Here is a 25,598-nt window from a genome sequence, read left to right as displayed (position 1 = left end):
GGGCCATGTCCAGCAGCCGCGTGGTCCGGGTCCGGACCGACGACAGTGCCGTCGTCACCACGCTCCGCCACGGGATCGAGCAGATCCAGGCCGAGCTCGAGGTGACGCCCGCGTTCCCGCCCGAGGTCGAGGAGGCGGCCGCGCGCGCGGCGGCGTCCCCGCGGCTGCCCGGCCTCGACCGGACCTCGATCCCGTTCGTCACGATCGACCCCGACGGGGCCCGCGACCTCGACCAGGCGCTGCACGTCGAGCGCGACACCGAGCACCCGGGCGGCTACGTCGTGCGCTACGCGATCGCCGACGTGGCGGCGTTCGTCACCGCCGGTGACCCGGTCGACCTCGAGGCCCACCGTCGCGGCCAGACGCTCTACGGGGCCGACTCCAAGGTGCCGCTGCACCCGCCGGTGATCAGCGAGGATGCCGGGTCGCTGCTGCCAGACCAGGTGCGGCCGGCGCTGCTGTGGACGATCCGGGTCGACGAGACCGGCGAGGGCACCGACGTGCACGTCGAGCGGGCCCTGGTCCGCTCGACCGCCCAGCTCACCTACGAGGCCGCGCAGACGGCCATCGACGACGGATCGGCGGTCGAGACGCTGCTGCTGGTCAAGGAGGTCGGCGAGAAGCGGCTCGCGCGCGAGGCCGCGCGCGGCGGGGTGTCGCTGCCCCTGCCCGAGCAGGAGATCGACACCGGTGAGGGCCACACCTGGACCCTGGAGTTCCGCTCGCTGCTGCCGATCGAGCAGTGGAACGCCCAGATCTCGCTGCTCACCGGGTTCGGCGCGGCGACGCTGATGGTTTACGCCCGCGTCGGGGTGCTGCGCACCCTGCCCGCACCCGACCCGCGCGACCTGGCCCGGCTGCGGCGAACGGCGCGGGCGCTGGGGGTCGACTGGCCCGCCGAGCAGCTGCACCCCGACTTCATCCGCTCCCTCGACCCGGGCAACCCCGCGCACGCGGCGGTGATCGTCGCGAGCACCCGGCTGTTGCGGGGCAGCGGCTACGTCGCCTTCGACGGGGAGGTGCCGGCCGAGCCGCAGCACTCGGCCCTGGCCTCGGAGTACGCCCACGTGACCGCGCCGCTGCGGCGCCTGGTCGACCGCTACGGCGGCGAGGTCTGCGTCGCCCTGTGCGCGGAGACGCCCGTGCCCGACTGGGTGCTCAGGGCCCTGCCCGCGCTGCCGGAGGAGATGCGCACCTCGGGGCACAAGGCGTCGGCGTACGAGCGGGCCGTGGTCGACCTCGTCGAGGCCGGGCTGCTGACCGGGCGGGTCGGGGAGACGTTCGACGCCGTCGTGGTCTCGGTCGACGAGCAGGACGAGCGGCGCGGCAAGGTCACCGTCGGTGCGCTGGGGGTCGAGGCCTCGGTGACCGGCACCGCGGCGCTGCCCCTGGGCCACGACGTCCGGGTGCGCCTGGCGAAGGCCGACGTCGCCACGCGCTCGGTGGCGTTCGAGCTCGCGGGCTAGCGGTCGCCCCGGTCGCCGCCGGTGCCGGCCACGAAGTCGCGCAGCACGGCGTCGGGGTGCTCCCACGCGATGCGGAAGGCCGGGTGCAGGCGCAGGGTCGCGACGTCCTCGAGCGGCACCCACCGGTGGTCGTCGCTCTCGGCACGGTCGTGGGTGGCCACCTCGCCCTCGGTCTCGCCGAGCACCGTCTCGTAGGACCAGCCGCCGCACAGGGCGACGCGGGACCCGCGCACCCGTACGGCGTCGGCGGCCACGCCGAGCTCCTCGTGCGACTCGCGCAGCGCGGCCTCGACCGGGGCCTCACCGCGCTCGAGCGCCCCGCCGGGGATCGACCAGGTGCCACCGTGGTGGGCCCACCCCACGCGCAGCTGCAGCAGCACGGTGGCCTCGCGGGCCAGCAGCAGCCCGGCGGCGCCGTACGGACCCCAGTGGGAGTGCCCGGCCGAGCACCTCGTCCAGCTCATCACCCCTCGTCTCACAGCTCGCGGATCACCCGGGCGGGGTTGCCCACGGCGAGCACCCGCGCGGGCAGGTCCTTGGTCACGACCGAGCCGGCACCGACCACGGTGTCGGCGCCGATGGTGACGCCCGGGCACACGATCACCCCGCCGCCGAGCCACACGTTGTCGCCGATCGTGATCGGCTGCGCTCCCTCCCACTTGTCGCGTCGCGGGCCGGGGTCGAGCGGGTGGGTCGGGGTCAGCAGCTGCACGTTCGGGCCGATCTGGACGTCGTCACCGATGGTGATGGCCGCGACGTCGAGGGCGACGAGCCCGAAGTTGGCGAAGCAGCGCGCCCCGATCGTGATCTGCGAGCCGTAGTCGACCTGGAACGGCGGCCGGATCTCGGTGCCCTCGCCCACCGACCCCAGGAGCTGCTCGAGAAGCCGACGGCGCAGCGGACCCTGGCGCGCGGTCGTGGCGTTGTACGCCGCCGCGAGGTCGCGCGCGGCGAAGCTCCACTCCGCCAGCTCGGGGTCGTCGGCGATGTAGTCGTCGCCGGCGAGCATCCGCTCGCGCATCGTGCGCGCGTCGAAGGCTCCGTCGGGCGGGCCGGTGGGGGAGGGCTGCGTGGTCACCCCGACAGCCTAGGAGCCGGTCAGTGACCCTTGCCCTTGCCCTTCGACCCGGACCTGCCCTTGCCCTTCTTGCCCGCCTTGTGGCCGCCCTTGGCGGGGCCGGACCGAGGCCGGGTGGTGCCGGCCTGCGGGGTCGTCCTCGGGGTGCGTGTCGAGGCCGGGCGTGGCGCGGGCGTCCGGACGACGGGGGCGGGGGTGGGTGTGGGGGTGGTGGTCGGGGTGCGCGTGGCGCGCGGTGTCGGCGAGCCGCTCGTGGTCGGGCTCGCCGGGGCACCGGCCTCGGCCGAGGCCGGGTTGCTGCCCGGTGACCCGTCGAGCAGCAGGGCCGACAGGGCGACGACCAGGGCCATCGCGGCCGCGACACCCACCAGGGCCCAGCGAGGGTGTCGCCTCTGGTCGGGCTCGCCGTCCGGTTCGCCGGCCGGTACGCCCCCGGGTGCGCCGCCGGGCGCCGTGCCGAGCGCCGTGCCGGGGACGGCGAGGGGGAGGATCGTCGTGACCGGCTCGTCCGGAGGTGGCGTCACCGCAGGCCCGGCGCCGACCCGGCCGAGGGCCTCGAGGCGCTCGACCACCGCATCGGCGGTGGGGCGCTCGTCGGGCTGTCGGGCGGTCATGGTGGCGATCAGGCCCGGCCAGCCGACCGGGAGCGAGACGGGGACCAGCGGGCTGCGGTGCAGGCGGGCCAGGGCGGCCTCGACCGGCGGGCCGGCGTACTCGCGGCGCCCGGTCAGACCCTCCAGCAGCATCAGGCCGAGGGCGTAGACGTCGCTCGCGGTCGTCACGGGCTCGCCGGTCACCTGCTCGGGGGCGAGGTAGGCGGCGGTGCCGATCGTGTGACCGGTCATCGTCAGCGCCGCGGTGTCGTCGAGGAGCCGGGCGATGCCGAAGTCGGTGAGCCGGGCCCGCCCGGCGCCGTCGATGAGCACGTTGGACGGCTTGACGTCGCGGTGCACGACGCCGTGGCCGTGGGCGTGGGCGAGCGCTGCGGCGACCTGCGCGCCGATGACGGCCAGCGAGGTCGCGTCGATCGGTCCGCGGGCGAAGCGGTCGGCGAGCGTGTCGCCGTCGACGAGCTCGAGGGCCAGCCAGGCCAGGCCCTGGTCCTCGACGCCCGCGTCGAGGACGGTGACGACGTTGGGGTGGGTCAGCAGGGCCAGCAGCCGGGCCTCGGAGGCGAAGCGGCTGCGGTCGACCGCGTCGGTGGTACGCAGCAGCTTGACGGCGACGTCACGGCCGAGGACCGGGTCGTGCGCGCGGCGTACGTCGGCCATGCCGCCGGTGCCGAGCACGGGGCCGAGCTCGTAGCGGCCGCCGACGCGGGCGGGGGTGTCGGGCATGGGCACTTCCGTCGGGTGGGGTTCGACGAAGGTACCCCGATCATGCTGCGACCGCGCGTCAGTCGCCCCTAGGGGTGAAGGGGGGGGCGGGGTGCGGGTCAGGCGCTGCGGCGCTGCTCCTGCAGCAGCGCGGTGTAGGCGGGCTTCGCGCGCCCGTCGTAGGTGAGCAGACCGAAGTTGGACTCCCGGTCGGCGGGGTCGACGGCCGTGTCGCGCAGCGAGTAGAGGTACAGCGGCCCGACGTAGTCGCGGCGCCGGGCCTCGCGGATGCCGGCGACCACCATGTCGGCCTGTTGCTGCAGGCTGACCGCGTCCGGGGAGGTGCCGGTGGGGGCGCCGTACTCGGTGACCCACATCCGGGTGGCGCCGTCACCGTGGGAGACCATGATCTGGCGCAGCTGGTTCATCCGGTAGAAGGTGTTCCACTCCTCGGTGCCGTTGGGCATCGCCGGGTAGCTGTAGGGGTGGACCGAGACGGCGTCGAAGTTGCGCAGCGCGACCCGGTCGTAGATGCCCTGCAGGAAGGTCACGGGCGACACGGCGGTGTGGTCGGGCACGTCGTTGGCCGGCGACATCGCACCGACCAGGATCGGGGCGAGGGGGTCGCCGACGCGGATCCGGGGGGCGACGGCGTTGACCAGCTCGGCGTACTGGCCCGCGTCGGGCGGGGCGATCCAGAACCGCTGGAGGTTGGGCTCGTTCCAGATCTCCCAGGCGCTGACCTTGGACCGGTAGCGGACGGCGGCGGCCTCGGCGAAGCGGGCGAACCCGACCGGGTCGACCGACAGCGGCCGGCCGGCGGAGTCGTAGCGCTGGGCCCAGTCGGGCTGGTAGCCGATGACGGCGAGCACGCGGATGCCGCGGGCGGCGGCCTCGGTGAAGACCCGGTCGGGCTGCGACCAGTCGTAGCGGCCCTGGACGCCCTCGACCCGCGCCCACGACAGGTCGAGCCGGACGCGGTTGATCCCGAGGGCGCGCATCTGGTCGAGGTCGCGGCGCAGGTCGCTGATCGGCTCCTCCATCAGCGAGAAGCCGGGGCTGAACCCGACCGGGACCCGCTGCGAGGTCGCCGACCGCGGCCGCGTCGGACGCGACAAGAGGTTGAGCGGGGCCCGCTGCGCGCTCGGCTGCGCCGTACGGCCTGCGCGGGCGGCGCGGGCAGCGGTCTTGGTGGTCTTGGTGGTGCGGGCGGTGGTGCGGACCGTGACCGACGCGCTCGACCCGGCCGAGGCGGCCGGGGCGGTGACCGCGCGGGGGGCCGGCGTGCTGCTCGCACCGGTGGCGGTGGTCTGGGGACCGACGAGGGCGAGCACGGCCAGGGCGGCGGCGGTGCAGGTGCGTCGGACGAGGCGGGCGTTCACGATCGCGTCCCTCGGGGCTGCGGTGCTGACAGCGACGGGAGCGGCGTGACCCGGGCGGGTGAAGTGGGGGGAGTGGTCACGTCCTGGGTATCGGCAGGTCGCGGTCGCCGGTTGAACGCGGATCCAGAGGCCCTGGGGTGGGACACGGTGACGGGGGCGGCGCGGGCGGACTAGGTTCCCTCCCACGAGGTCCGACGCGGAGGGAGAGGTCGTTGCGATCGTTCGAGCCCGAGGTGTCCGACGGCCAGGCCGTCCCGGTCTTCTTCCTGTCCGACTCGACCGGCATCAGCGCCGAGACGATGGGCAACGCACTGCTCATCCAGTTCCCCGACCTGGTCTTCGAGCGGACCACCATCCCGTTCATCAAGAGCGTGGAGGAGGCGCAGGACGTGGTGCGGATCCTCGACGAGGCCATGGACGGGCCGGTGACGCCGCTGGCGTTCACCACGGCCGCCGAGGACCACATCCGCCACGAGCTGCTGCGCACGCGGGCGCCGATCATCGACTTCTTCGACATGCACATGGACAAGGTCGAGGGCGTGCTCGGCCGCCGCGGCGTGCGTGAGGTCGCGCGGCTGCACGGTGTCGGCGACATCAAGCGCTACAACACGCGGATGGCGGCGGTCGAGTTCACCATCGAGCACGACGACGGTCAGAGCCTGCGCGCGCTCGACCGTGCCGACGTGGTGCTGCTGGCGCCGTCGCGCTGCGGCAAGACGCCGACCAGCATGTACCTCGCGCTGCAGCACGGGCTGTTCGTCGCCAACTACCCGTTGGTCGAGGAGGACCTCGAGTCACGCGACCTGCCGCGTCCGGTGGCCGGGCTGGCCGACCGGTGCTTCGGCATCACGACCACCGCCGAGCGGCTCAGCCGGGTGCGCAACGAGCGCCGACCCGGCTCCCGGTACGCCGCCCTCGACCAGTGCCGCTGGGAGCTGCGCCAGGCCGGCGAGCTCTACGCCGCCCACCACGTCCCGGTCATCGACTCCTCGGCCAAGTCGGTCGAGGAGATGGCGACCCTCGTCCTGCAGACTCTCAAGCGCAGCGGCGGCGTACCCAGCCGCGAACGCATCAAGGCCCGCGACGCCCAGGAGGGCACATGAGTGACAACGTCCGCTGGTTCTCCGAGATCGGTCTCGGTGACCTCGAGCAGGTCGGCGGCAAGAACGCCTCCCTCGGCGAGATGGTCTCGCACCTGACCGACCTCGGCGTGCGGGTGCCCGACGGGTTCGCCACGACCGCCGAGGCCTACCACCGCTTCATCGGCGAGACCGGTCTGGCCGAGCGGATCGCCGGGCTGCTCGAGGACCTCGACACCGACGACGTGCGCCGGCTGGCCGAGGTGGGCAAGGAGATCCGCGAGGCGGTCGTCCTGCAGGACTTCCCCGCCGACCTCGAGGCCGACATCCGATCGGCCTACGACACGCTCGCGGCCGGGTCGGGCGACCAGGCGTCGTTCGCGGTGCGGTCGTCGGCGACCGCCGAGGACCTGCCCGACGCGTCGTTCGCGGGGCAGCAGGAGACCTTCCTCAACGTGCGCGGCATCGACGCGGTGCTGCACGCGGTGCGCGAGGTGTTCGCCAGCCTCTACAACGACCGGGCGATCGCCTACCGCGTGCACCACGGGTTCGCCCACGGCGACGTGGGCCTGTCGGCCGGGGTGCAGAAGATGGTGCGTTCCGACGTCGGCGCCTCCGGGGTCATGTTCACCATGGACACCGAGTCGGGCTTCACCGACGCGGTGTTCGTGACCTCGGCGTGGGGCCTGGGCGAGGGCGTCGTCCAGGGTGCGGTCAACCCCGACGAGTTCTACGTCTACAAGCCCGCGCTGCGGGCCGACCGGCCTGCGATCCTCAAGCGGGGCCTGGGTGCCAAGCTGACCAAGATGGTCTACACCGACGACCCGACCGTCGGTCGCACGACCGAGTTCGTCGACGTCGACCCGGCGCAGTCGGCGCGGCTGTCGCTGACCGACGCCGAGGTCACCGAGCTGGCCCGTCACGCGCTGGTCATCGAGGAGCACTACGGCCGACCGATGGACATCGAGTGGGGTCGCGACGGCGTCGACGGGCTGCTCTACATCCTCCAGGCGCGCCCCGAGACCGTGCAGTCGCGGCGTACCGGTGCGCTGGAGCGCTTCTCGATCGAGAAGGCGGCGACCAAGGACGCCACCGTGCTGGTCGAGGGCCGGGCGATCGGCCAGAAGATCGGCGCCGGACCTGTGCGGGTGCTGCGCTCGGTCGACCAGATGCACGAGTTCGGCGACGGCGAGGTGCTGGTGGCCGACATGACCGACCCCGACTGGGAGCCGATCATGAAGCGGGCCTCGGCGATCGTCACCAACCGCGGTGGCCGCACCTGCCACGCGGCGATCATCGCCCGCGAGCTCGGCATCCCCGCGATCGTGGGCACGACCTCGGCTACCTCGACGCTGGCCGACGGTGCCGAGGTGACCGTCTCGTGCGCCGAGGGCGACACGGGCCTGGTCTACGAGGGCGTGCTCGAGTTCGGCGTCGAGCGCACCGAGCTCGACGCGATGCCCGAGGTGCCGGTCAAGATCATGATGAACGTCGGCACCCCGGAGCAGGCGTTCTCCTTCGCCCAGCTGCCCCACCAGGGCGTCGGGCTGGCGCGCCTGGAGTTCGTGATCAACCGCCAGATCGGCATCCACCCCAAGGCGCTGCTCGACCTGCAGGCCGACCCCGAGCGGCTCGAGCCCGCGCTGCGCGCGAAGGTCCAGGCCGCGGTGGCGGCGTACGACTCGCCGCGTGACTTCTTCGTGCAGCGCGTCGCCGAGGGCGTGTCGATGCTGGGCGCGGCGTTCGCGCCGTACCCGGTGATCGTGCGGATGAGCGACTTCAAGTCCAACGAGTACGCCAACCTCGTCGGCGGCGAGAAGTACGAGCCGCACGAGGAGAACCCGATGATCGGCTATCGCGGCGCGTCGCGCTACCTGTCGGAGGATTTCGCCGACTGCTTCGCGATGGAGTGCGAGGCGCTGCGGTTCGTGCGCGACGAGATGGGGCTGACCAACGTCTGGGTGATGATCCCGTTCGTCCGCACGCTCAAGGAGGCCGAGGGCGTGATCCGGCTGCTCGGCGACAACGGGCTCGTGCGCGGCGAGAACGGCCTCAAGGTCGTGATGATGTGCGAGGTGCCGAGCAACGCGGTGCTCGCCGACCGGTTCCTCGACCACTTCGACGGCTTCTCGATCGGCTCCAACGACATGACCCAGCTGACGCTCGGCCTCGATCGCGACTCGGCGCTGGTGGCCGACGGGTTCGACGAGCGCGACCCGGCGGTGCTGCACATGCTCGAGCTGGCCATCAAGGCGTGCAAGGCGCGCGGCAAGTACGTCGGCATCTGTGGCCAGGGGCCCTCCGACCACCCCGAGCTCGCCGACTGGCTGCTCGAGCAGGGCATCGAGTCGATGTCGCTCAACCCCGACACCGTGGTCGCGACGTGGCAGCGGCTGGCGGCCCAGGGCGCCGCGACGTAAAGATCCGGGCGTTCGGCGGGCGCGGGAACGGCGGGATCGGCACACTGGGCGGGCCGTGTGGCTCCCGCCGCACACCGATCAGGAGGACCCCCCACATGTCCCTCTCCATCCGCATCGCAGGACTCACCACGACCGCCGTGCTGGCGCTGGGCGGCGCGCTCGCGGCGCCCGGGGCCACGGCCGCCGGTGGTGCGCCGGAGCCGTGCAGCCGCCAGCAGGCCCACGTGACCAAGGCCGAGGACGCCCTGGCCCGGGTGACCGCCGTCTTCGCACGTCAGCAGGCCAAGGTCGAGCAGGCCCAGGACGACGTCGCCGCCGCCGAGCCCGGTGAGGAGAAGGCGCAGGCCCGCCGCGACCTGGCTCGGGCCAAGGAGCGGCGCGACGGCACCCGGCAGACCAGGCGCGCCCAGCAGCAGCGTCTGGCCAAGGCCCAGGAGCGGCTCGCCGCCTGCCAGGCCGCCCAGTCGGCCCCGCCCGCCGAGGGCTGAGCCGGCCCGCTCGACCAGCGGCACGGCGCCCCCTCGGGGGTCGTGCCGCTGGGGGCGGGCAGCCGTGACGTCAGTCGCCGGCAGCCGGCCAGAACCCCGCCGGGTCCACCGGCGGGGAGTCGGTGACGGTGCGCAGCAGCGAGCCCGCGCTGTGCTTGTTGCCGGTGGTCGAGGCCGCGAGCATGGCCTCGTGGCCGTCGTCGTCGGAGACCTCGGGCGGGACGACGAGCAGGCGCAGTACTGCGTGGTCGGAGGTGCGCAGCACGATCACGTGGGTGTCGTCGTGGGGGAACCAGCCCACCTTGAGGTGGCCCCCGTCGATCGGCACCCGGCGGGGCGAGGAGTCCCAGTCGGGCGGCGAGAAGAGGGCCCGCACGACCCGGCCGGCTGCTGGCGGGAAATGGTCGACCAGGTCGGCGAGCTCGAGGTCGAGGTCGCGGCTCTGCGGCCACCACGCGCCGTCGAGCGTGTCCTGACCGGGGTGCTCGGCCAGCGCGAGGCGCAGCGGCACGCGGGTGCCGGTCGAAGGGTCCTGCAAGGGCGTCGGCATGAGAGCCGCCTCTCGACCGGTCGGATGGTCCGGCGGAGGATCCGTGGTCGGTCAGTCGTCGCGAACCTACCGCGCCGCGGGCACCGGCGGTGCATCTCGGCGCATCTCGCCGAGAGCTATGCTCCGGCTGATGAGACCCGTGCCCGCGGCCGAGGTCCGGCGGGCCCTCGGGGCGGTCGCGGCCTGGGCCCCCGACCTCGACCCCGACGACCGCTACGTCGACCTCGTCGACCTGGTCGCCTCGGGGCTGCCCGAGCGGGTCTCGCGGCGGCTTCGTGGTGCGCCGCTGCGGGTGGGCTACTCGGCGGTCTCGATGGGCGTCGCCTCGCGGCTGTGGTCGCTGACGGTCGTCCCGGCGCTGCGCGGCGGCATCGTGGTCGACCCAGCGGCGGTGTGCGCCCGCGACGACGACGGGTCCGTCGTGCTCGGCGTACGGCCCGGTGAGGGGTTGACCGACCTCACCCTCGACGACCTGCACGACGTGGTGCTGGCCGTGCTGGGGCCGGTGGTCGAGGCCCTGCCGCTGTCGGCGCAGCTGCACTGGGGCAACGTCGCCGGCAGCCTGGCCGTCGTACCACGTGTGCACGGGCTGCGGGGGGCCGAGCCCGCCGTGGCCGACCTGCTCGGTCGGGCGCCGTGGGTGGGGCTGATGGACGGCGCCCGCCGGCGTACGTGCTGCCTGTTCTACCTCGCGCCGGGCGCGGGGCTCTGCGGCGACTGCGCGCTCGACCGTGTGCCGGCCGTCTGACGTACGGCGGCCACGAACGCGCGGACCCGGTCGTGGTCCTTGACCCCGCGGCTGACCTCGACCCCGCTGGAGACGTCGACGCCCCATGGCGCGAGCTCGGCGATCGCGTCGGCCACGTTGTCGGGGTCGAGGCCGCCGGCGAGCAGCCACCGGCCGGTCGGGCGGGCGCGCAGGTCGCTCGCCGTCCACCGGTGGCCCGAGCCGGGGTCGGGGGAGTCGAGGAGCAGCGCCTCCTCGCCGTAGCTGCCCGTGCGCGGCTCGGGGTCGGCAGCCAGCGAGGTCGCGCGCCACGTGCGCACGCCCGCCTCGGCGGCCGAGGCGAAGGCCGCGGCGTCGTACGTCGGTCCGTGCAGCTGGAGCACGTCGACCCCGGTCGCGCGGGTCTGCGCGACGGCGTCGGCGAGGGCCAGCTCGTTGGTGACCAGGACCGTGAGGGCACGTCCACCGACGCGGTCGACGAGGGCCCGAGCGAGCCCGGGCGTCACGTGGCGCGGGCTGCGGCTGCTCATCACGAACCCCACCGCGTCGGCGCCGGCCGCCACCGCGGCGTCGACGTCGTCGGGGGTGCGCAGGCCGCAGATCTTCACGAACGTCACGGCGCCAGCCTCTCACCCGCGGTTATCCCGTGGCACGCCCCTGCGCGGTCGGGGCAGCATCGCGTGCGTGTCCCCGACCACGCCGACCCTGCCGACGGCCCGCCTGCGCCTGCGGCCCTTCACCGACGCCGACGCGGCCGACCTCGTCGCGCTGCACTCCGACGCGACGGTGCTGCGCTACTGGGACTCCCCACCGTGGCGCGACCCCGCCCGCGCCGAGGTGTTCCTCGCGACCTGTCGGCGGGTGGCGGAGGAGGGCAGCGGCATCCGGCTGGTGGTGGCCCACGGCAGCGACGGCGCCTTCCTCGGGTGGTGCGGCGTGAGCGGGTGGAACCCCGACTTCCGCAGCGCCCGGCTGACCTACTGCCTGCGCGAGAGGGCCTGGGGGCAGGGCTACGCGACCGAGGCCGCGCGTGCGCTGCTGGCCTGGGCCTTCGACACGCTGCCCCTCAACAGGGTGCAGGCCGAGGTCGACACCCGCAACGCCGCGTCGGCGAGGGTCCTGGAGAAGCTCGGCTTCGCGCGCGAGGGCACCCTGCGCGAGGACTGCGTCGTGGACGGGGTGGTCTCGGACTCGTGGGTCTACGGCCTGCTGCGACGCGAGTGGTCGCCGTGATCGAGATCGGGTCACGGACCCGGAGGCTGCCGGCGCCGGCGCACGTCGTGTGGGCGTCGCTGGTCGAGCCCCGACGACCGGGCGCGCGGGCCTGGCTGGACCTCCTGGCCGACGAGGTGGACCCGACGGTGGTGTCGGCGACCGCACCGACACGCGTGGTCTGGTCGTCGCTGTGGCCCGGCCGGCCTGACGACGAGATCTACCTCGACCTCTCCCGGGTGGGTCTGGAGACAGCGCTCGGTTTCACCCTGCTCACGCCGGACGAGATGCCGGACGAGGCCACGACCAACCACCTGCGTCATCGGCTCAACCGGCTGCTGTTCGGCGACCTCAGGCTGTCCTACGGCCAGTGAGACGTCCGCGACCATGCGACGAGCGCAGGCGCCGACGGTCACGGTGCCACTTCGGCTGTCCTGTGGAGGCGATCCAGGCGTCGGACGTGCGCCCGGAACTGCCGAGAGTCAGGCGCGCCCACCCGACGCTGGTCGAGGTGCGACGAGCGCCAGCGAGGAGCCTCGAGACCCGGTGAGCGACCCTGCCAACCCGTGCCCGCCTTGGCAGCGCCGGCTGCGGTGGTTTCGAGGCTCGGCCGCGGGCGGCCTCGCACCTCAACCAGCGGGGTGCCCGACTTTGCCGCCAGGAGGGCTCCGCCCGACCACGCCGCGACCAGTGCTCGCGCCACCGGTCGCGCTCTTGGTGGAGCGGTGGAGACTGCGACAGCCCGCCCTCGTGCGCCTCCAGCGGTACCGTCCGCCGCGTGGCGTTCCTGTTGCACCTCAACGGCCCGCCGGGCATCGGCAAGTCCACGATCGCGCGGCGGTACGTCGACGAGCACCCGGGCGTGCTCAACTGCGACATCGACGTGCTGCGCACCCTCATCGGTGGGTGGTCGGACGACTTCGTGCGGGCGGGAGCACTGATCCGGCCTGCGGCCATCGGGATGATCGAGGGCTACCTCGCAAGCGGTCGCGACGTCGTGCTCCCGCAGCTGCTCGTCGACCCTGGCGAGGTGGCCCACTTCGAGGCCTGCGCCGTGCGCTCGGGCGCCCGTTTCGTCGAGCGGATCCTGATGGACGACGACATGGATCGGGCGATCAGTCGGTTCCACCGGCGGGGGCACGACGAGCCCGACGACCCCTGGCACGCCCGGGTCCGCGCGGTCGTCGCTGCCCAGGGCGGTGACGACGCCCTCCGCGCACGGCACGAAGCGCTTCGAGCGCTGACGCAGACGCGTCCGGACGCCGTCGTCGTCGAGAGCACGGACGGAGACGTGGAGACCACCTACCGACGCCTGCTGGCCACGTTGCCCGCCTGACCTCCGGGGCGGGGCGCACGACGTAGCGTGCACCCATGAACGGCTTGGCTGGCACCGTCCTGCGATCGGCACGCGTGACGCTGCGTCCATTCCGGGACAGCGATGCCGAGGAGCGGGCGGCGCTGGGTCGCGAGGCCGACATCGTGCGCGCCTTCGGCGGGTCGCCCGACTGGGACGGTCACCAGGCGATGAGCCTGGAGGATGCGCGGGACTGGCTCGGCCACGCGCGCGGCGACGACGACCCGCACAGCTGGGCGGTCGAGGTCGGCGGACGCTTCGTCGGGACCGCCCGACTGCACTCGCTGAACGAGGACGACCGCCGGGCGACGTACGCCGTGGGTCTGCTCGACCCGGCCCTGCTCGGCCGGGGGCTCGGGACCGAGGTGACCCGGCTCGTCCTGGACCACGCGTTCGGCGTCCTGGGCTGCACCGCGTGGACCTGCGGGTGCTCGCCGACAACGCCCGCGCGATCGCCTGCTACCGCAGGTGCGGCTTCCGTGAGGAGGGCCGTGAGCGCGAGGCCGCGCTCGTCGACGGCACCTGGCGCGACGACCTGGTCATGGGGATCCTGGCGCACGAGCACACGACCCAGCGTGAGGACCCGGACGACGTCGGTGCTGGTGCGGAGCAGCCGTGGGTCACGCTGGCACCGCACTACGAGCGGGCCCGGGGACGCGAGGACTCGCTGGACCGTCTGGTCGAGTGGCCGCCCAAAGAGGTCCTCGGTGACGTGACAGGACGCTCGGTGCTCGACGTCGGCTGCGGCGACGGGAGCAAGCTCGTCGAGCTCGTACGTGCCGGGGCCAGGGCCTGCGTAGGCGTCGACGTCAGCGGCCACTTCGTCGGTGACGGTGGTGAAGGTGGTGCCGCGGCCCCCGACCCGGAGCTCGTCCAGTGCGATCTCAACGAGCTTGAGTCGATCCCGGGAGTCGCGGGCCGGACGTTCGACCGGGTCCTGTTCCTGCAGTCCTTCGGCTACGCGACCGACCCGGTCCGCACCCTGCGGACCGCGCGTTCGCTGCTCACCGACGACGGGTTCGTCCTGCTGACCAGGACGCACCCCATCCGGTACGCCGTGGAGCGGACCGAGCTCAACGGGACCTCGCTGGGCGAGGAGTACTACTCGACCGAGCGCTTCTCCTACGCCACCGGGTGGAACGACCAGGTCAGGCTCCACAAGCAGCCCTCCACGATCGCCGACCTGCTCACCGTCTTCAGTGCAGCCGGGCTGTGGGTCGAGACCGCCGTCGAGCCCCAGCTGTCGGACGACGACCGGCGCCGCCACCCGCACAAGCAGCGGTGGATGGACACCTACCTCGGCATCCTCGTCTTCCGGCTGCGCCCCCATCCAGGTCGCTAGACGGACGTGGGCCGGGCACCACTCAGCGCAGCTTGTGCTTGGCGGCGATCCCGGACGTGGTCAGCTTGCTCGGCAGGCTCATGTCCCGACGCTACCGACCGATCCTGAGGCGGACCTCGGAGGAGACGCCGGGGCGGGCTACGCTGCGCGGACACGTCTCGTGGAGCAGGAACCCGGTGTGACTCCGGGGCGGTTCCGCCACTGTGACGCCGGACCTCCTCGTACGACCAGCACGACACGCACGACACGGGGAGGCCGGCGCAGCCAGACACTGGCCACGGGACCTCCACCGACAGGGGCGAGAACCCCAGGAGAAACCATGCGCTTCGCGTTGCTGTCCACCTCTGACACCGATCTGCTCTCAGCCAGGGCCGCGGGCGCCCTGGGCGCCGACTGGGTGTGGGCCAACCCCGCCCGCCCCGGGCACCAGTCGATGGCCGAGATCATCGAGGGCTGCGACCTCGTCGTCGGCCGCGTGCTCGGGTCGCCGCAGGACCTGTGCTCCGGGTTCGCCCGGATCCGGGCCACGGGGATGCCGATGGTGGTGCTGGGCGGTGAGCAGCAGCCGAGTGCCGAGCTGATGGAGCTGTCGTCGGTACCGATCGGCGTGGCCGCCGAGGCCCACCGCTACCTCGCTGAGGGCGGCCCCGACAACCTCGCCCAGCTGCACCGGTTCCTGTCCGACACCGTGCTGCTCACCGGCGAGGGGTTCGAGGCGCCGGCGGCGATCCCGGCGTGGGGCTGGGGCGCCTCGGCACCGCCGTCCGAGCTGGGGGGACTGCCGAAGGTGGGGGTGCTCTACTACCGGGCCCACCAGGCCAGCGGCAACACCGCCTTCGTCGACGCCCTGGTCGCCGCCATCGACGCGACCGGGCTCGCCGTCGGCGTCCCGGTGTACGCCGGCTCGCTGCGCTCTGCACCCGATGAGCTCTACGAGGCGCTGGGCCGCCTCGACGCCCTCGTGGTCACCGTCCTGGCGGCCGGGGGCAGCACCCCGGCCGGGGCGAGCGCCGGCGGCGACGACGAGGCGTGGGACGTCGAGCGGATGGCGGCGCTCGACATCCCTGTCCTGCAGGGGCTCTGCCTCACCAGCAGCCGCGCCGACTGGGAGGCCTCCGACGACGGGGTCACGCCGATGGACTCCGCGACGCAGATCGCGATCCCGGAGTTCGACGGCCGCATCATCACGGTGCCGTTCTCGTTCAAGGAGATCGACGCCGACGGCCTGCCGCGATACGTCGCCGACCCCGAGCGGTGCGACCGGGTCGCGCGGATCGCGGTCAACCACGCCCGGCTGCGCCACACCCCGCCCGCCGAGCGCAAGGTCGCGCTGATGCTGTCGGCGTACCCCACCAAGCACAGCCGGGTCGGCAACGCCGTCGGCCTCGACACCCCGGTGTCGACGGTGCGGCTGCTGCGCCGGATGCGAGACGCCGGCTACGACCTCGGGGCGCCCGGCGACATCCCGGGCCTCGAGCTCGAGGACGACACCGAGGCCGGCGACGCGCTCATCCACGCGCTGATCGCCGCCGGTGGCCAGGACGAGGAGTGGCTCACCAACGCCCAGCTCACCGACGCGCACGTGCGCGTCACCCGTGCGCAGTACGACGCCTGGACCGCCGACCTGCCCGCCGACCTCAAGGCCGCCATGGTCGGGGCCTGGGGCGAAGCGCCCGGCAGCCTGTTCGTCAACGACGCGGGTGAGATCGTGCTCGCGACCATCCAGGCCGGCAACGTGGTGCTGCTGATCCAGCCGCCGCGGGGCTTCGGGGAGAACCCGATCGCGATCTACCACGACCCCGACCTCGCGGTGACCCACCACTACCTCGCGGCCTACCGGTGGATCCGGCACGGCTTCGGTGCCCACGCCGTGGTCCACCTCGGCAAGCACGGGTCGATGGAGTGGCTGCCCGGCAAGAACGCTGCTCTCTCAGCTTCGTGCGCGACCGACGCGGCGATCGCCGACCTGCCGCTGGTCTACCCGTTCCTGGTCAACGACCCGGGTGAGGGCGCGCAGGCCAAGCGCCGTGCCCACGCGACGATCGTCGACCACCTGATCCCGCCGATGGCGCGCGCCGAGTCCTACGGCGACATCGCCCGACTGGAGCAGCTGCTCGACGAGCACGCCAACATCGCCGCGATGGACCCCGCCAAGCTGCCGGCGATCCGCGGGGAGATCTGGCAGCTCATGCACGCCGCGGAGATGCACCGCGACCTCGGTCTGGAGGAGCAGCCCGACGACGAGTCCTTCGACGACTTCATCATGCACGTCGACGGCTGGCTCTGCGAGATCAAGGACGCCCAGATCCGCGACGGCCTGCACGTGCTCGGTCAGGCGCCCGCAGGCGAGGCGCGGGTCAACCTGGTGCTGGCGATCCTGCGCGCGGCACAGGTCTTCGGCGGCCAGGAGCAGGCGGTCCCCGGGCTGCGCGCGGCCCTGGGTCTCAAGGAGGGTGCGGAGGAAACCACGGCGGTCGACGAGATCGAGGCGCAGGCGCAGGCGCTGGTGCGGCACATGGACGACGCCGGCTGGTCCCTGGCCGCAGCGAGCACTGCTCACGACGACCCCGAGGTCCAGCGGGTGCTGGCCTTCGCCGCCACCCAGGTGGTGCCGAGACTCGCCCGCACCACCGACGAGCTCGACGCCGTGCTGCACGCCCTCGACGGGGGTTTCGTGCCGGCCGGGCCCAGCGGCTCGCCCCTGCGTGGGCTGGTCAACGTGCTGCCGACCGGGCGCAACTTCTACACCGTCGACCCGCGTGCGGTGCCCTCGCGGCTGGCCTGGCAGACCGGGGCCGCGATGGCGGAGTCGCTGGTCCAGCGCTACCTCGACGACACCGGCGAGCACCCCACCTCCGTCGGTCTGTCGGTGTGGGGCACCTCGGCGATGCGCACCTCCGGCGACGACGTGGCCGAGGTGCTGGCGCTGCTCGGCGTGCGGCCCGAGTGGGACGAGGCCTCGCGCCGCGTCGGCGACCTGCGCGTCGTACCGCTCGAGGAGCTGGGGCGACCGCGCATCGACGTCACCGTGCGCATCTCGGGGTTCTTCCGCGACGCCTTCCCCCACGTCGTCGCGATGCTCGACGACGCGGTGCGGCTCGTGGCCGCCCTCGACGAGCCGCCCGAGCACAACTACGTGCGCGCCCACATGCTCCGCGACCTCGAGGAGCACGGCGACGAACGCCGGGCGACCACGCGCATCTTCGGCTCCAAGCCGGGGTCCTACGGCGCGGGCATCCTGCAGGTCGTCGAGTCCGGCACCTGGCGCGACGACCACGACCTCGCCGAGGTCTACACGGCGTGGGGCGGTTTCGCCTACGGCCGCGGGCTCGACGGCGCCCCGGCCGCGGCTGACATGGAGGCCAACTACAAGCGCATCAAGGTAGCCGCCAAGAACATCGACACCCGTGAGCACGACATCGCCGACAGCGACGACTACTTCCAGTACCACGGCGGGATGATCGCCACCGTGCGCGCGCTGACCGGCGCCGACCCGAGGGCCTACGTCGGTGACTCCACCACCCCCGACGCCGTCCGCACCCGCACCCTGCAGGAGGAGACCAACCGGGTCTTCCGCTCCCGGGTGGTCAACCCGCGCTGGATCGGCGCGATGCAGCGCCATGGCTACAAGGGCGCCTTCGAGCTCGCCGCCACCGTCGACTACCTCTTCGGTTTCGACGCGACCGCGGGCGTCGTGCACGATTGGATGTACGACACCCTGGCGAAGGAGTACGTGCTCGACGCCACCAACCAGGAGTTCATGAGGAAGTCCAACCCCTGGGCGCTGCGCGGCATCGTCGAGAAGCTGCACGAGGCCGCCGACCGCGGGTTGTGGGCCGAGCCGGACGCCGCGGTGATGGCGGCCATGCAGCAGGTCTACCTCGAGCTCGAGGGCGACCTCGAGGACCGCAACGGTGGTTGAGGTGGGGGGACCCAAGCGGGTCCGGGTGATCGGCGTCGGCCCCGGTGACCCCGATCAGGTGACGGTCGAGGCGCTGAGCGCGATGCGCAGCGTTGCCTTCTTCGTGGTCTCCGACAAGTCGCCTCGCGGCGGGATGCCCGACCCGCTCGTGGCGGCGCGGGGCCGGCTGCTCCGGCGCCACCTGGGCTTCGAGCCCGTCGTCGTCCGCATCAAGGACCCGGCCCGCGAGCGTGCGCCCGAGCGCACCGGCACCCAGGAGGAGTACGAGGCCGTCGTCGAGGCGTGGCACGAGGCCCGGTCGCTGGCCTACGAGAAGGCCCTGCTCGCGCACGAGGGGGACGCGGGGTTCCTGGTCTGGGGCGACCCGGCCTTCTACGACTCGACGATCCGGGTGCTCGAACGGGTCGCGCGTCGCGGCCGCCTCGAGCTCGCCATCGACGTCATCCCGGGCATCTCCAGCCTCCAGCTGCTCGCCGCCCGGCACCGGGTCGTGCTGCACGAGGTCGGCCAGCCGCTCCACGTCACCTCCGGCCGCCTGCTGCGCCAGGCGATCGACGCGGGCCAGGACAACCTGGTCGTCATGCTCAACCGGGTCATCGAGCTCGACGGCCTCGAGGACTGGCAGATCTGGTGGGGCGGCAACCTCGGCACGGCCTCCGAGGAGCTCGTCGCCGGCCGGGTCGGTGACGTGCTCCGCGCGATCGAGGTCGCGCGGGAGCGGGCGCGCGAGGCGGCCGGTTGGGTGATGGACATCTACCTGCTGCGGCGGCTGTGATGGTCGCGGGTGCGCTGACCGGCCAGGACGTCGGTCGAGGAGGCTGCGCCAGCAACCGTCACGAGACAATGCGGCCGCAGGTGGGGGTCGGCCTGGGTGGGTCGGTTGCGGTGGTGTGGTCTCGTGACGATCGCGGGCGACCTCCTCGACCACCGTGGGGTGGGTCGTCCACGGTGGTCGAGGTGCGAGGAGCGCTGGCGACGAGCCTCGACACCACCACCACGGGCCGGCCGTCGTGAGCGGGCTGCTGGTCGCCGGCACCACGTCGGACGCCGGCAAGTCGGTGGTGACGACCGGGCTGTGCCGGGCGCTGGCCGACCGGGGCGTGAAGGTGGCGCCCTACAAGGCGCAGAACATGAGCAACAACTCGATGGTCGTCGTCGACGCAGCCGGCACAGCAGGTGAGATGGGGCGCGCGCAGTGGATCCAGGCGGTCGCGGCGCGCGCCGTGCCCGAGGTCGCCATGAACCCCGTGCTGCTCAAGCCCGGCGGTGAGCGCCGCAGCCACGTCGTGGTGATGGGGCAGCCCGCTGGTTCGGTCGAGGCCACCGACTTCGTCGACGGCCGACGGCACCTCGCGGCGGCCGCCCACGCGGCGTACGACGACCTGGCCTCGCGCTACGAGATGGTCGTGGCGGAGGGCGCGGGGAGCCCGGCGGAGGTCAACCTGCGCTCCAGCGACTACGTCAACATGGGCCTCGCGCAGCACGCGCGGCTGCCCACGGTGGTCGTCGGCGACATCGACCGCGGGGGAGTGTTCGCCGCGTTCGTCGGCACCCTGGCGCTGCTCGACGACAGTGACGCGCGGCTGCTGGCGGGCTGGGTGGTCAACAAGTTCCGCGGCGACCTCGGCCTGCTGCAGCCAGGCCTCGACGAGCTCGTACGACGCACCGGCCGGCCCGTGCACGGCGTGCTGCCGTGGCGCCCGGACCTGTGGCTCGACAGCGAGGACGCCCTCGACCTCGAGGCGCGCACCTCGGGCGGCGGGGCGCGCCGGGTCGCGGTGGTGCGGCTGCCGCGCATCAGCAACTTCACCGACGTCGACGCCCTCGGGCTCGAGCCCGACCTCGACGTCGTGCTCGTGTCGACCCCGCAGGGCCTGGCCGACGCCGACCTCGTGGTGCTGCCCGGCACCCGCGCGACCATCAGTGACCTGGCCTGGCTGCGCGAGCGCGGCCTCGACGCCGCGGTCCTGCGGCACGCCGCGGCCGGGCGCCCGGTGCTCGGCATCTGCGGCGGGGCCCAGATGCTCGGCCGGACCATCGCCGACCCGCGCGGCGTCGAGGGCCCGCCGTCGACGGTCGACGGGCTCGGCCTGCTCGACCAGGTCACGGAGTTCGGCCACGACAAGGTGCTGCGGGTGCACGAGCCGGCCGGCTACGAGATCCACCACGGCCGGGTCACCGGGGAGCACGAGCGTGGTCACGTGACCGCCACGATGGTGCACGGCCGGCTCGAGGACGACGACCACCGCGCCGACTATCTCCAGCAGGCACTGGGGATCCGCTCCGCCGCGTCGTTCCCCGCCGCACGCGAGCGGCGCCTCGACCTGCTCGGCGCGCTGGTCGAGGAGCACCTCGACGTCGACGCCCTGATCGCCCTGGCGCAGGCCCGCTGGTGAGGGTGCTCGTGCTCGGGGGCACCGCCGAGGCCCGCGACCTCGCGGCGCGCCTGGTCGACGCCGGCGACCAGGTCGTCACCTCGCTGGCGGGCCGGGTCGCACGGCCGCGGCTCCCGGTCGGCGAGGTGCGCATCGGCGGGTTCGGCGGGGTGGAGGGACTGCGCGACGCGGCGGCCGAGTTCGACGCGGTCGTCGACGCGACCCACCCCTTCGCCGCCGGCATCTCCGCCAACGCCGCAGCGGCCTGCACCGAGGTCCCGCTGTTGCGCCTGCAGCGGCCCGGCTGGGCCGGTGCCGGTGCCGGTGCGGGCGACTGGCACTGGGTCGACGACCACGAGACGGCGGCGACGGTGACGGCCCGACTCGGTCGACGGCCGTTCGTCACCGTCGGGCGCCAGGAGCTGGGCCGGTCCGTGCTCGTGCTGGGTGACCTCGCGGTGCTCGCGCGGGTCGTCGACCCGCCCGAGATCGACGTCCCGCCCGCGTGGACGATCCTCCTCGACCGCGGCCCCTACGACCTCGACGGCGAGCTGGCGCTGATGCGCGGTCACCGCGCCGACGTGCTCGTCACCAAGGACTCCGGTGGCAGCCACACCTACCCCAAGATCCAGGCCGCCGGGCTGCTCGGCGTCCCCGTGGTCGTCGTCCGCCGTCCGCCGGCGCCGGTGGGCGTCGAGACCGTCAGCGACGTCGACGCCGTGCTGCGACGGCTGCGACGGCTGCGGCCCCGGCGCACACCACCAGCGCCGCCAGGTCGACCCGCCGCGCCAACGTCCGGGCGCGGGTGAGGTCGTGCACCGTCGGTGCCCGTCCGTCGCCCAGCACCGGCCGCTGCTCGGTGCGGTCGGCGTAGACCGTCTCCCCACCCAGCCGTACGCCGAGCGCGCCGGCGAACGCCGCCTCGACCGGTCCGGCGTTGGGGCTCGGGTGCGCGCCGGCGTCACGGCGCCAGGCCCGCACGGCGCCGCGGCGGTCGTCGCCGAGCACCACCGCCAGCGTCGCGGCGAGCCGGGCCCCCGGCACGTTGAGCACGTCGTCGAGTCGGGCGGCGGCCCACCCGAAGTGCTCGTAGCGCTCGGTGTGGTGGCCCACCATGGCGTCGAGCGTGTTGGCCGCGCGGTAGGCCAGGAGCCCCGGCGCACCGGCGAGGGCGCCCCAGACCAGCGGCGCCACCACGGCGTCGGACGTGTTCTCGGCCACCGACTCGATCACCGCGCGGGCCACGCCAGCCTCGTCGAGCACGGTGGTGTCACGACCGACCAGGTGGGTGAGCCGCTGGCGCGCGTCGCCGAGCCGACCGGCGTCGAGCAGCGTCTGCACGGCCGCGGCCTCGCGGTCGAGCGAGCGGCCGCCCAGCACCGCCCAGGTCGCGACCGCGGTGGTGACGGTCGTGCGGGGGAGCACGGCGCCGAGCAGGCCCGCCCCGCCGACGAGCACCGCGACGTGGCGCACCCCGGGGCTGCGACGATCGGCGTACCCCACGCGCTCGAGGGTCAGGGCCGCCCGGCCGAAGCCCGCGACCGGGTGGAAGCGGCGCGGGTCGCCGAGCGCCTGGTCGGCGGCGAAGCCCAGCACGAGACCGAGAGGACGGTTCACCGATGAGGATCCTGGTGACGGGGGGCGTGCGCTCCGGCAAGTCGCGCCACGCGGAACGACTCGTGTCGGGGCTGCCGGCGGGGGCGGTCCGCTACGTCGCGCCCGGCCCGCAGCGCGACGACGCCGACTGGGCCGCGCGGATCGCCGCCCACCGGGCCCGTCGGCCCGCGACGTGGGAGACCGTCGAGACCCGCGACCTCGCCGCGGCGCTGGCCACCGACTCCCCGGTGCTGGTCGACTGCCTCGGCACCTGGCTGACCGGGGTGATCGACGAGGCCGGTCGCTGGGACGACGCCCAGGACGACCTCGCGGCCTGGGTCGACGGCCTGGTCGACCAGGCCGTCGCCGCGATGCGCGGTGACGTGGTGCTGGTGACCAACGAGGTGGGCCTCGGGGTCGTGCCGGAGCACCGCTCCGGTCGGCTCTTCCGCGACCTGCTGGGCTCGGTCAACCAACGGTTCGGCGCGGACTGCGACGAGGTGCACCTGGTCGTGGCCGGGCGCGTGCTCACGCTCTAGAGCCACGAGAGCCCCAGCAGCAGCGCCGCCAGGGCGAGCTCGATCGCCGCACCCATGACGTCACCGGTCACACCGCCGAAGCGCTGCGTGCAGCGCCGGACGAGCGCCACGACCACCAGTGCCGGCACGATCCCGAGCAGCACCCCGCCCACGACGGCCACCGGCGTCGGCACCGTCGAGGTGAACGCGACGCCCAGGCCGTCGGGTCGCGCCGCCGGCACCGGCGCGGCGCAGACGACCCAGAGCGCGCACCGCGACAGGCAGACCAGCACGCCCGCGAGCACCGCCAGTCGCCCGTCGCCGACGTACGCCGACAGGGCGGCGGCCTGCACGCCCAGCACCACCACGACGGCGACGACCCCGGCGGGCCCGGCGGTGCCGGACTTCATCACCGCCAGGGAGCGCTCGCGGTCGTAGGAGGCGGTGAGGCCGTCGGCGACGTCGGACAGGCCGTCCCAGTGCAGGGCCCGGCTGCCGGAGGCCAGGGCACCCAGCGCCACGAGCGCGACGGCGAGCGGCGGCAGGTCGACGAGCCCGCCCGCCCACACGACCAGCCCCACGACCACCCCCAGCGGCACGACCGCCAGCGGTGCCAGCAGCATCGCGGCCCGGGCGGTCGACCGGTCGACCCGGCCGGGGGCACCGACCCGCAGGGCGGTGAGGGTGCCGACCGCGAGCCGCCAGCCGTCGACCAGGGTGCTGCTCAACCCATGAGCTCCGACAGCAGGGCGACGTCGCGCAGCAGCGCGGCGGCGCTGCGTACGACCGGCACGGCGGCGACCGCGCCACTGCCCTCGCCCAGGCGCAGGCCCAGGTCGAGCAGCGGCGCCAAGCCGAGCTTGTCGAGGGCCAGGGACTGGGCCGGCTCGGTGGAGCGGTGGCCGGCGGCGAACCACGCGGCCGCGCCCGGGGCGAGCCGATCGGCGGTGAGCGCGCAGGCCACCGACATCAGGCCGTCGAGCAGCACCGGCACCCCCGCCTCGGCCGCTGCCGCGAGGAAGCCGACGGTGGCGGCGAGGTCGGCGCTGCCGAGTGCGGTCAGCGTCTCGACGGGGTCCGCCGTCCGGTCGCCCGCACGGGCCAGGGCCGCCGCGACGACGACGCGCTTGCGTTCGAGGCCGTCGTCGTCGACGCCGGTGCCGCGGCCCACGACGTCCTCGGCCCGTACGCCGAGCCCCGCGGCCACCAGGGCGGCCGCCGGGGTGGTGTTGCCGATGCCCATGTCGCCGGTGAGCAGCAGCTGCGCCCCGGCAGCGACCTCCTCCAGCGCGACGGCCCGACCGGCCGCGAGGGCCTGCCGGGTCTCGTCGGTGGTGAGGGCGTCCTCGAGGTGGATGGCCCCCGAGCCCCGCCGCACCTTGCGGGCCCGAACCTCGTCGGGCACGTCGTCGAGGTCGTCGTCGACCCCGAGGTCGAGCACCCGTACGTGCACGCCGTGGGCGGCCGCGAGGGCGGAGACCCCGGCGCGTCCGGCCACGAACGTGCGGACCATCGCCCCGGTGATCGCGGGCGGGTAGGCACTGACGCCGTGGGCGGCGACGCCGTGGTCACCGGCGAAGATCACCAGCCGCACGCGGTCGACGGTGGGCGGCGGGACCGCGCCCTGGGTGGCCGACCACCAGACCGCGAGGTCGCCGAGCCGGCCCAGCGCCCCGGCGGGCGTGGCGAGCCCGGCGAGTCGCTCGGCCGCCGCCGCCGCGGTGGCGGGGTCGGGCGGGGCGACGTGGGGTGCGGTCACAGCGACGCCGCCAGCTCGCGACGGGCGACGACCGCGCGCTCGCGGTCGTGGAGACGGCCGACGAGCCCCGCGAGGCCGATCCCGATCGCCGCCCACATCACGGTGAGCGTGGCGATCGAGGCGCGCCGGAAGTACCACAGCGTGTCGGCGGGGAAGTCGCCCAGCTCGTCGACGGCGGGCATCAGGGAGCCGACCGCGACCATCGCCACGACGTACGCCGCGACCCCGGCGAGCCCGGCGGTGAAGGCGCCGTGCCGGTCGAGCAGGCGCAGGGCCAGCCCGGTCGCCAGCACCGCGACGACCACGGAGACCAGCAGGAACCCGAAGTAGTCGGTGGTGCGGGCCCCGATCGTGTCGGCGCTGCCGACCGCGGGCGGCGAGGCGGGGTACTTCAGGAACGGCACCAGCGCCACCGCCACGAACCCGATCAGGGCGACCAGGCCGGTGGACTGACGGGGGCTCAGCCGTCCGACCCGGCCGACCGTGCCGGCCGCCACGAGGGCGACCGTGCCGCCCAGCACCGTGGCGATGCTGAGCGAGCCGGTGAGCAGGCCGAGGGTGCGCTGTTGGGTGCGCGGGACGACGGCGACGTCGTCGTGGTGGCCGGCCTCGTCGGTCTCGGTGGCCGCGTGGGCCTCCTCGACCTGCAGGGCGGCCTCGACGTGGGGCTCACCCACGACGTAGGCGGTCGCGAAGGTCGCGAGGCCGGCCAGGAGGCCGACCAGCAACCCGCGCACCAGGAAGGCGCGCGCAGTCATCTCGGCGAGGGCCGTCAGTGGCAGGGGTAGCCGAGCAGGTGGCGGGCGTCGTGCACCCACTCGTGGATCGCGGTGCCCGAGGGCACGGAGACCGCGCCCTGGTCGGCGCTGATGAAGAAGACCACGACGGTCGTGAGCAGCGCGAACAGCAGGGCCCAGGGGCCGAGCTCGCGGAGCGGGATCGTCGGGAGCTGGATCTCGGGGGTGGCGACGGCGTGAGCCATGAGGGTCCTCCTGAAGGGATGAGTGCGTCCCT

Annotated in this window: 25 protein-coding genes, 1 pseudogene and 1 riboswitch; of the genes and pseudogenes, 15 read left to right on the top strand and 11 right to left on the bottom strand. The window is 74.0% G+C overall.

Translation table 11 applies throughout. From position 1 onward, the window contains the following. Positions 1-5 precede the first annotated feature (5 nt). Positions 6-1,466, top strand: coding sequence for an RNB domain-containing ribonuclease (locus tag FZC61_RS20380; protein WP_148616015.1), 1,461 nt, complete (start codon positions 6-8; stop codon positions 1,464-1,466). Here FZC61_RS20380 and FZC61_RS20375 read toward each other — a convergent pair. The 4 genes from FZC61_RS20375 to FZC61_RS20360 form a co-directional block, all read right to left on the bottom strand. Further along, positions 1,463-1,930 carry an NUDIX domain-containing protein gene (locus tag FZC61_RS20375; RefSeq protein WP_148616014.1) on the bottom strand — a complete coding sequence of 156 codons (468 nt, stop codon included), beginning with the start codon at positions 1,928-1,930 and terminating at the stop codon, positions 1,463-1,465. The two genes, FZC61_RS20380 and FZC61_RS20375, sit on opposite strands and share 4 nt — an antisense overlap. 11 nt (positions 1,931-1,941) lie before the next feature. Then, positions 1,942-2,544: a sugar O-acetyltransferase gene (locus FZC61_RS20370; RefSeq protein ID WP_246142824.1), complete on the bottom strand. Its 603-nt coding sequence runs from the start codon at positions 2,542-2,544 to the stop codon at positions 1,942-1,944. Between the two features lie 20 nt (positions 2,545-2,564). After that, positions 2,565-3,881 carry a serine/threonine-protein kinase gene (locus FZC61_RS20365; RefSeq protein WP_148616013.1) on the bottom strand — a complete coding sequence of 439 codons (1,317 nt, stop codon included), beginning with the start codon at positions 3,879-3,881 and terminating at the stop codon, positions 2,565-2,567. A 98-nt stretch (positions 3,882-3,979) separates the two neighbouring features. Then, complete coding sequence (locus tag FZC61_RS20360) at positions 3,980-5,242, bottom strand: cellulase family glycosylhydrolase (RefSeq protein WP_148616012.1); 1,263 nt, start codon at positions 5,240-5,242, stop codon at positions 3,980-3,982. 212 nt (positions 5,243-5,454) lie between these two features. Between FZC61_RS20360 and FZC61_RS20355 the strand changes: the two genes are divergently transcribed. The 3 genes from FZC61_RS20355 to FZC61_RS20345 all read left to right on the top strand — a co-directional run bounded on the left by FZC61_RS20355 (position 5,455) and on the right by FZC61_RS20345 (position 9,229). Continuing rightward, a complete protein-coding gene (locus FZC61_RS20355) occupies positions 5,455-6,345 on the top strand; it encodes a pyruvate, water dikinase regulatory protein (protein WP_148616011.1) in 891 nt (296 codons plus the stop codon). Further along, a complete protein-coding gene (gene ppsA, locus FZC61_RS20350) occupies positions 6,342-8,741 on the top strand; it encodes a phosphoenolpyruvate synthase (RefSeq protein ID WP_148616010.1) in 2,400 nt (799 codons plus the stop codon). Before FZC61_RS20355 ends, ppsA begins: the two co-directional genes overlap by 4 nt. A gap of 95 nt (positions 8,742-8,836) precedes the next feature. Next, positions 8,837-9,229 (top strand): hypothetical protein, encoded by a 393-nt coding sequence (locus tag FZC61_RS20345; RefSeq protein ID WP_148616009.1) that lies wholly within the window; start codon positions 8,837-8,839, stop codon positions 9,227-9,229. Positions 9,230-9,299: 70 nt separating this feature from the next. Here the strand turns inward: FZC61_RS20345 and FZC61_RS20340 are convergent, their stop codons facing one another. Then, the gene (locus FZC61_RS20340) at positions 9,300-9,779 is read right to left on the bottom strand and encodes a DUF5994 family protein (protein WP_148616008.1); all 480 of its coding nucleotides are present in this window, start codon (positions 9,777-9,779) and stop codon (positions 9,300-9,302) included. A 130-nt stretch (positions 9,780-9,909) separates the two neighbouring features. On the opposite strand from FZC61_RS20340, the gene FZC61_RS20335 reads away from it, so the two are divergent. Next, positions 9,910-10,527: a (2Fe-2S)-binding protein gene (locus tag FZC61_RS20335; protein ID WP_170286203.1), complete on the top strand. Its 618-nt coding sequence runs from the start codon at positions 9,910-9,912 to the stop codon at positions 10,525-10,527. Here FZC61_RS20335 and FZC61_RS20330 read toward each other — a convergent pair. After that, entirely contained in the window at positions 10,464-11,123 is a 660-nt protein-coding gene (locus FZC61_RS20330; RefSeq protein WP_148616006.1) for a phosphoribosylanthranilate isomerase, read from the bottom strand. The genes FZC61_RS20335 and FZC61_RS20330 overlap by 64 nt on opposite strands. Positions 11,124-11,190: 67 nt before the next feature. On the opposite strand from FZC61_RS20330, the gene FZC61_RS20325 reads away from it, so the two are divergent. The 9 genes and pseudogenes from FZC61_RS20325 to FZC61_RS20290 all read left to right on the top strand — a co-directional run bounded on the left by FZC61_RS20325 (position 11,191) and on the right by FZC61_RS20290 (position 21,520). Next, positions 11,191-11,739 carry a GNAT family N-acetyltransferase gene (locus tag FZC61_RS20325; protein WP_148616005.1) on the top strand — a complete coding sequence of 183 codons (549 nt, stop codon included), beginning with the start codon at positions 11,191-11,193 and terminating at the stop codon, positions 11,737-11,739. Beyond that, positions 11,736-12,092, top strand: a complete 357-nt coding sequence (locus tag FZC61_RS20320) for a hypothetical protein (RefSeq protein ID WP_148616004.1) — start codon at positions 11,736-11,738, stop codon at positions 12,090-12,092. Before FZC61_RS20325 ends, FZC61_RS20320 begins: the two co-directional genes overlap by 4 nt. Before the next feature lie 404 nt (positions 12,093-12,496). Then, entirely contained in the window at positions 12,497-13,054 is a 558-nt protein-coding gene (locus FZC61_RS20315; RefSeq protein WP_148616003.1) for an AAA family ATPase, read from the top strand. Between the two features lie 35 nt (positions 13,055-13,089). Next, positions 13,090-13,449 (top strand): annotated as a pseudogene (locus FZC61_RS24110) (GNAT family N-acetyltransferase); the annotation flags it as partial. Between the two features lie 38 nt (positions 13,450-13,487). Continuing rightward, positions 13,488-14,414, top strand: coding sequence for a methyltransferase domain-containing protein (locus tag FZC61_RS20310; RefSeq protein ID WP_246142823.1), 927 nt, complete (start codon positions 13,488-13,490; stop codon positions 14,412-14,414). 166 nt (positions 14,415-14,580) lie between these two features. Continuing rightward, a riboswitch (cobalamin riboswitch) is annotated at positions 14,581-14,688 on the top strand. 45 nt (positions 14,689-14,733) lie between these two features. Further along, positions 14,734-18,336 carry a cobaltochelatase subunit CobN gene (cobN, locus tag FZC61_RS20305; protein WP_148616002.1) on the top strand — a complete coding sequence of 1,201 codons (3,603 nt, stop codon included), beginning with the start codon at positions 14,734-14,736 and terminating at the stop codon, positions 18,334-18,336. Position 18,337: 1 nt separating this feature from the next. Next, on the top strand, positions 18,338-19,111 hold the full coding sequence (cobF, locus tag FZC61_RS20300; protein WP_170286202.1) for a precorrin-6A synthase (deacetylating): 774 nt from the start codon (positions 18,338-18,340) through the stop codon (positions 19,109-19,111). Positions 19,112-19,346: 235 nt separating this feature from the next. Beyond that, on the top strand, positions 19,347-20,732 hold the full coding sequence (locus FZC61_RS20295; protein WP_148616001.1) for a cobyric acid synthase: 1,386 nt from the start codon (positions 19,347-19,349) through the stop codon (positions 20,730-20,732). Further along, positions 20,729-21,520, top strand: coding sequence for a cobalt-precorrin-6A reductase (locus tag FZC61_RS20290; RefSeq protein WP_148616000.1), 792 nt, complete (start codon positions 20,729-20,731; stop codon positions 21,518-21,520). The genes FZC61_RS20295 and FZC61_RS20290 overlap by 4 nt, the downstream gene beginning before the upstream one ends. On the opposite strand, the gene FZC61_RS20285 is transcribed toward FZC61_RS20290, so the two are convergent. Next, positions 21,414-22,328, bottom strand: a complete 915-nt coding sequence (locus tag FZC61_RS20285) for a cobalamin biosynthesis protein (protein ID WP_148615999.1) — start codon at positions 22,326-22,328, stop codon at positions 21,414-21,416. The two genes, FZC61_RS20290 and FZC61_RS20285, sit on opposite strands and share 107 nt — an antisense overlap. A gap of 2 nt (positions 22,329-22,330) precedes the next feature. Between FZC61_RS20285 and cobU the strand changes: the two genes are divergently transcribed. Beyond that, positions 22,331-22,846 (top strand): bifunctional adenosylcobinamide kinase/adenosylcobinamide-phosphate guanylyltransferase, encoded by a 516-nt coding sequence (gene cobU / locus FZC61_RS20280; RefSeq protein WP_148615998.1) that lies wholly within the window; start codon positions 22,331-22,333, stop codon positions 22,844-22,846. Here the strand turns inward: cobU and FZC61_RS20275 are convergent. From FZC61_RS20275 to FZC61_RS20260, 4 genes are read right to left on the bottom strand one after another with little or no spacing between them, the layout of a single operon-like run. Beyond that, positions 22,843-23,553: an adenosylcobinamide-GDP ribazoletransferase gene (locus FZC61_RS20275; RefSeq protein WP_246142822.1), complete on the bottom strand. Its 711-nt coding sequence runs from the start codon at positions 23,551-23,553 to the stop codon at positions 22,843-22,845. The genes cobU and FZC61_RS20275 overlap by 4 nt on opposite strands. Then, positions 23,550-24,584 carry a nicotinate-nucleotide--dimethylbenzimidazole phosphoribosyltransferase gene (cobT, locus tag FZC61_RS20270; protein ID WP_148615997.1) on the bottom strand — a complete coding sequence of 345 codons (1,035 nt, stop codon included), beginning with the start codon at positions 24,582-24,584 and terminating at the stop codon, positions 23,550-23,552. The genes FZC61_RS20275 and cobT overlap by 4 nt, the downstream gene beginning before the upstream one ends. Further along, complete coding sequence (locus FZC61_RS20265) at positions 24,581-25,342, bottom strand: CbtA family protein (RefSeq protein ID WP_148615996.1); 762 nt, start codon at positions 25,340-25,342, stop codon at positions 24,581-24,583. The genes cobT and FZC61_RS20265 overlap by 4 nt, the downstream gene beginning before the upstream one ends. Before the next feature lie 14 nt (positions 25,343-25,356). Further along, a complete protein-coding gene (locus FZC61_RS20260; RefSeq protein WP_148615995.1) occupies positions 25,357-25,566 on the bottom strand; it encodes a CbtB domain-containing protein in 210 nt (69 codons plus the stop codon). Positions 25,567-25,598: the final 32 nt, after the last annotated feature.

Source organism: Nocardioides rubriscoriae (assembly GCF_008087085.1).
Taxonomy (GTDB): Bacteria; Actinomycetota; Actinomycetes; order Propionibacteriales; family Nocardioidaceae; genus Nocardioides; species Nocardioides rubriscoriae.
This window is presented reverse-complemented; position numbering and strand designations above follow the sequence as displayed.

What these genes read in the sequence shown, in the direction of transcription:
- FZC61_RS20380 (WP_148616015.1), top strand. Translation starts at nt 6, where the DNA reads ATGTCCAGCAGCCGCGTGGTCCGGGTCCGGACCGACGACAGTGCCGTC.
- FZC61_RS20375 (WP_148616014.1), bottom strand. Translation starts at nt 1,930, where the DNA reads ATGAGCTGGACGAGGTGCTCGGCCGGGCACTCCCACTGGGGTCCGTAC.
- FZC61_RS20365 (WP_148616013.1), bottom strand. Translation starts at nt 3,881, where the DNA reads ATGCCCGACACCCCCGCCCGCGTCGGCGGCCGCTACGAGCTCGGCCCC.
- ppsA (WP_148616010.1), top strand. Translation starts at nt 6,342, where the DNA reads ATGAGTGACAACGTCCGCTGGTTCTCCGAGATCGGTCTCGGTGACCTC.
- FZC61_RS20345 (WP_148616009.1), top strand. Translation starts at nt 8,837, where the DNA reads ATGTCCCTCTCCATCCGCATCGCAGGACTCACCACGACCGCCGTGCTG.
- FZC61_RS20340 (WP_148616008.1), bottom strand. Translation starts at nt 9,779, where the DNA reads ATGCCGACGCCCTTGCAGGACCCTTCGACCGGCACCCGCGTGCCGCTG.
- FZC61_RS20335 (WP_170286203.1), top strand. Translation starts at nt 9,910, where the DNA reads ATGAGACCCGTGCCCGCGGCCGAGGTCCGGCGGGCCCTCGGGGCGGTC.
- cobN (WP_148616002.1), top strand. Translation starts at nt 14,734, where the DNA reads ATGCGCTTCGCGTTGCTGTCCACCTCTGACACCGATCTGCTCTCAGCC.
- cobU (WP_148615998.1), top strand. Translation starts at nt 22,331, where the DNA reads ATGAGGATCCTGGTGACGGGGGGCGTGCGCTCCGGCAAGTCGCGCCAC.
- FZC61_RS20265 (WP_148615996.1), bottom strand. Translation starts at nt 25,342, where the DNA reads ATGACTGCGCGCGCCTTCCTGGTGCGCGGGTTGCTGGTCGGCCTCCTG.
- FZC61_RS20260 (WP_148615995.1), bottom strand. Translation starts at nt 25,566, where the DNA reads ATGGCTCACGCCGTCGCCACCCCCGAGATCCAGCTCCCGACGATCCCG.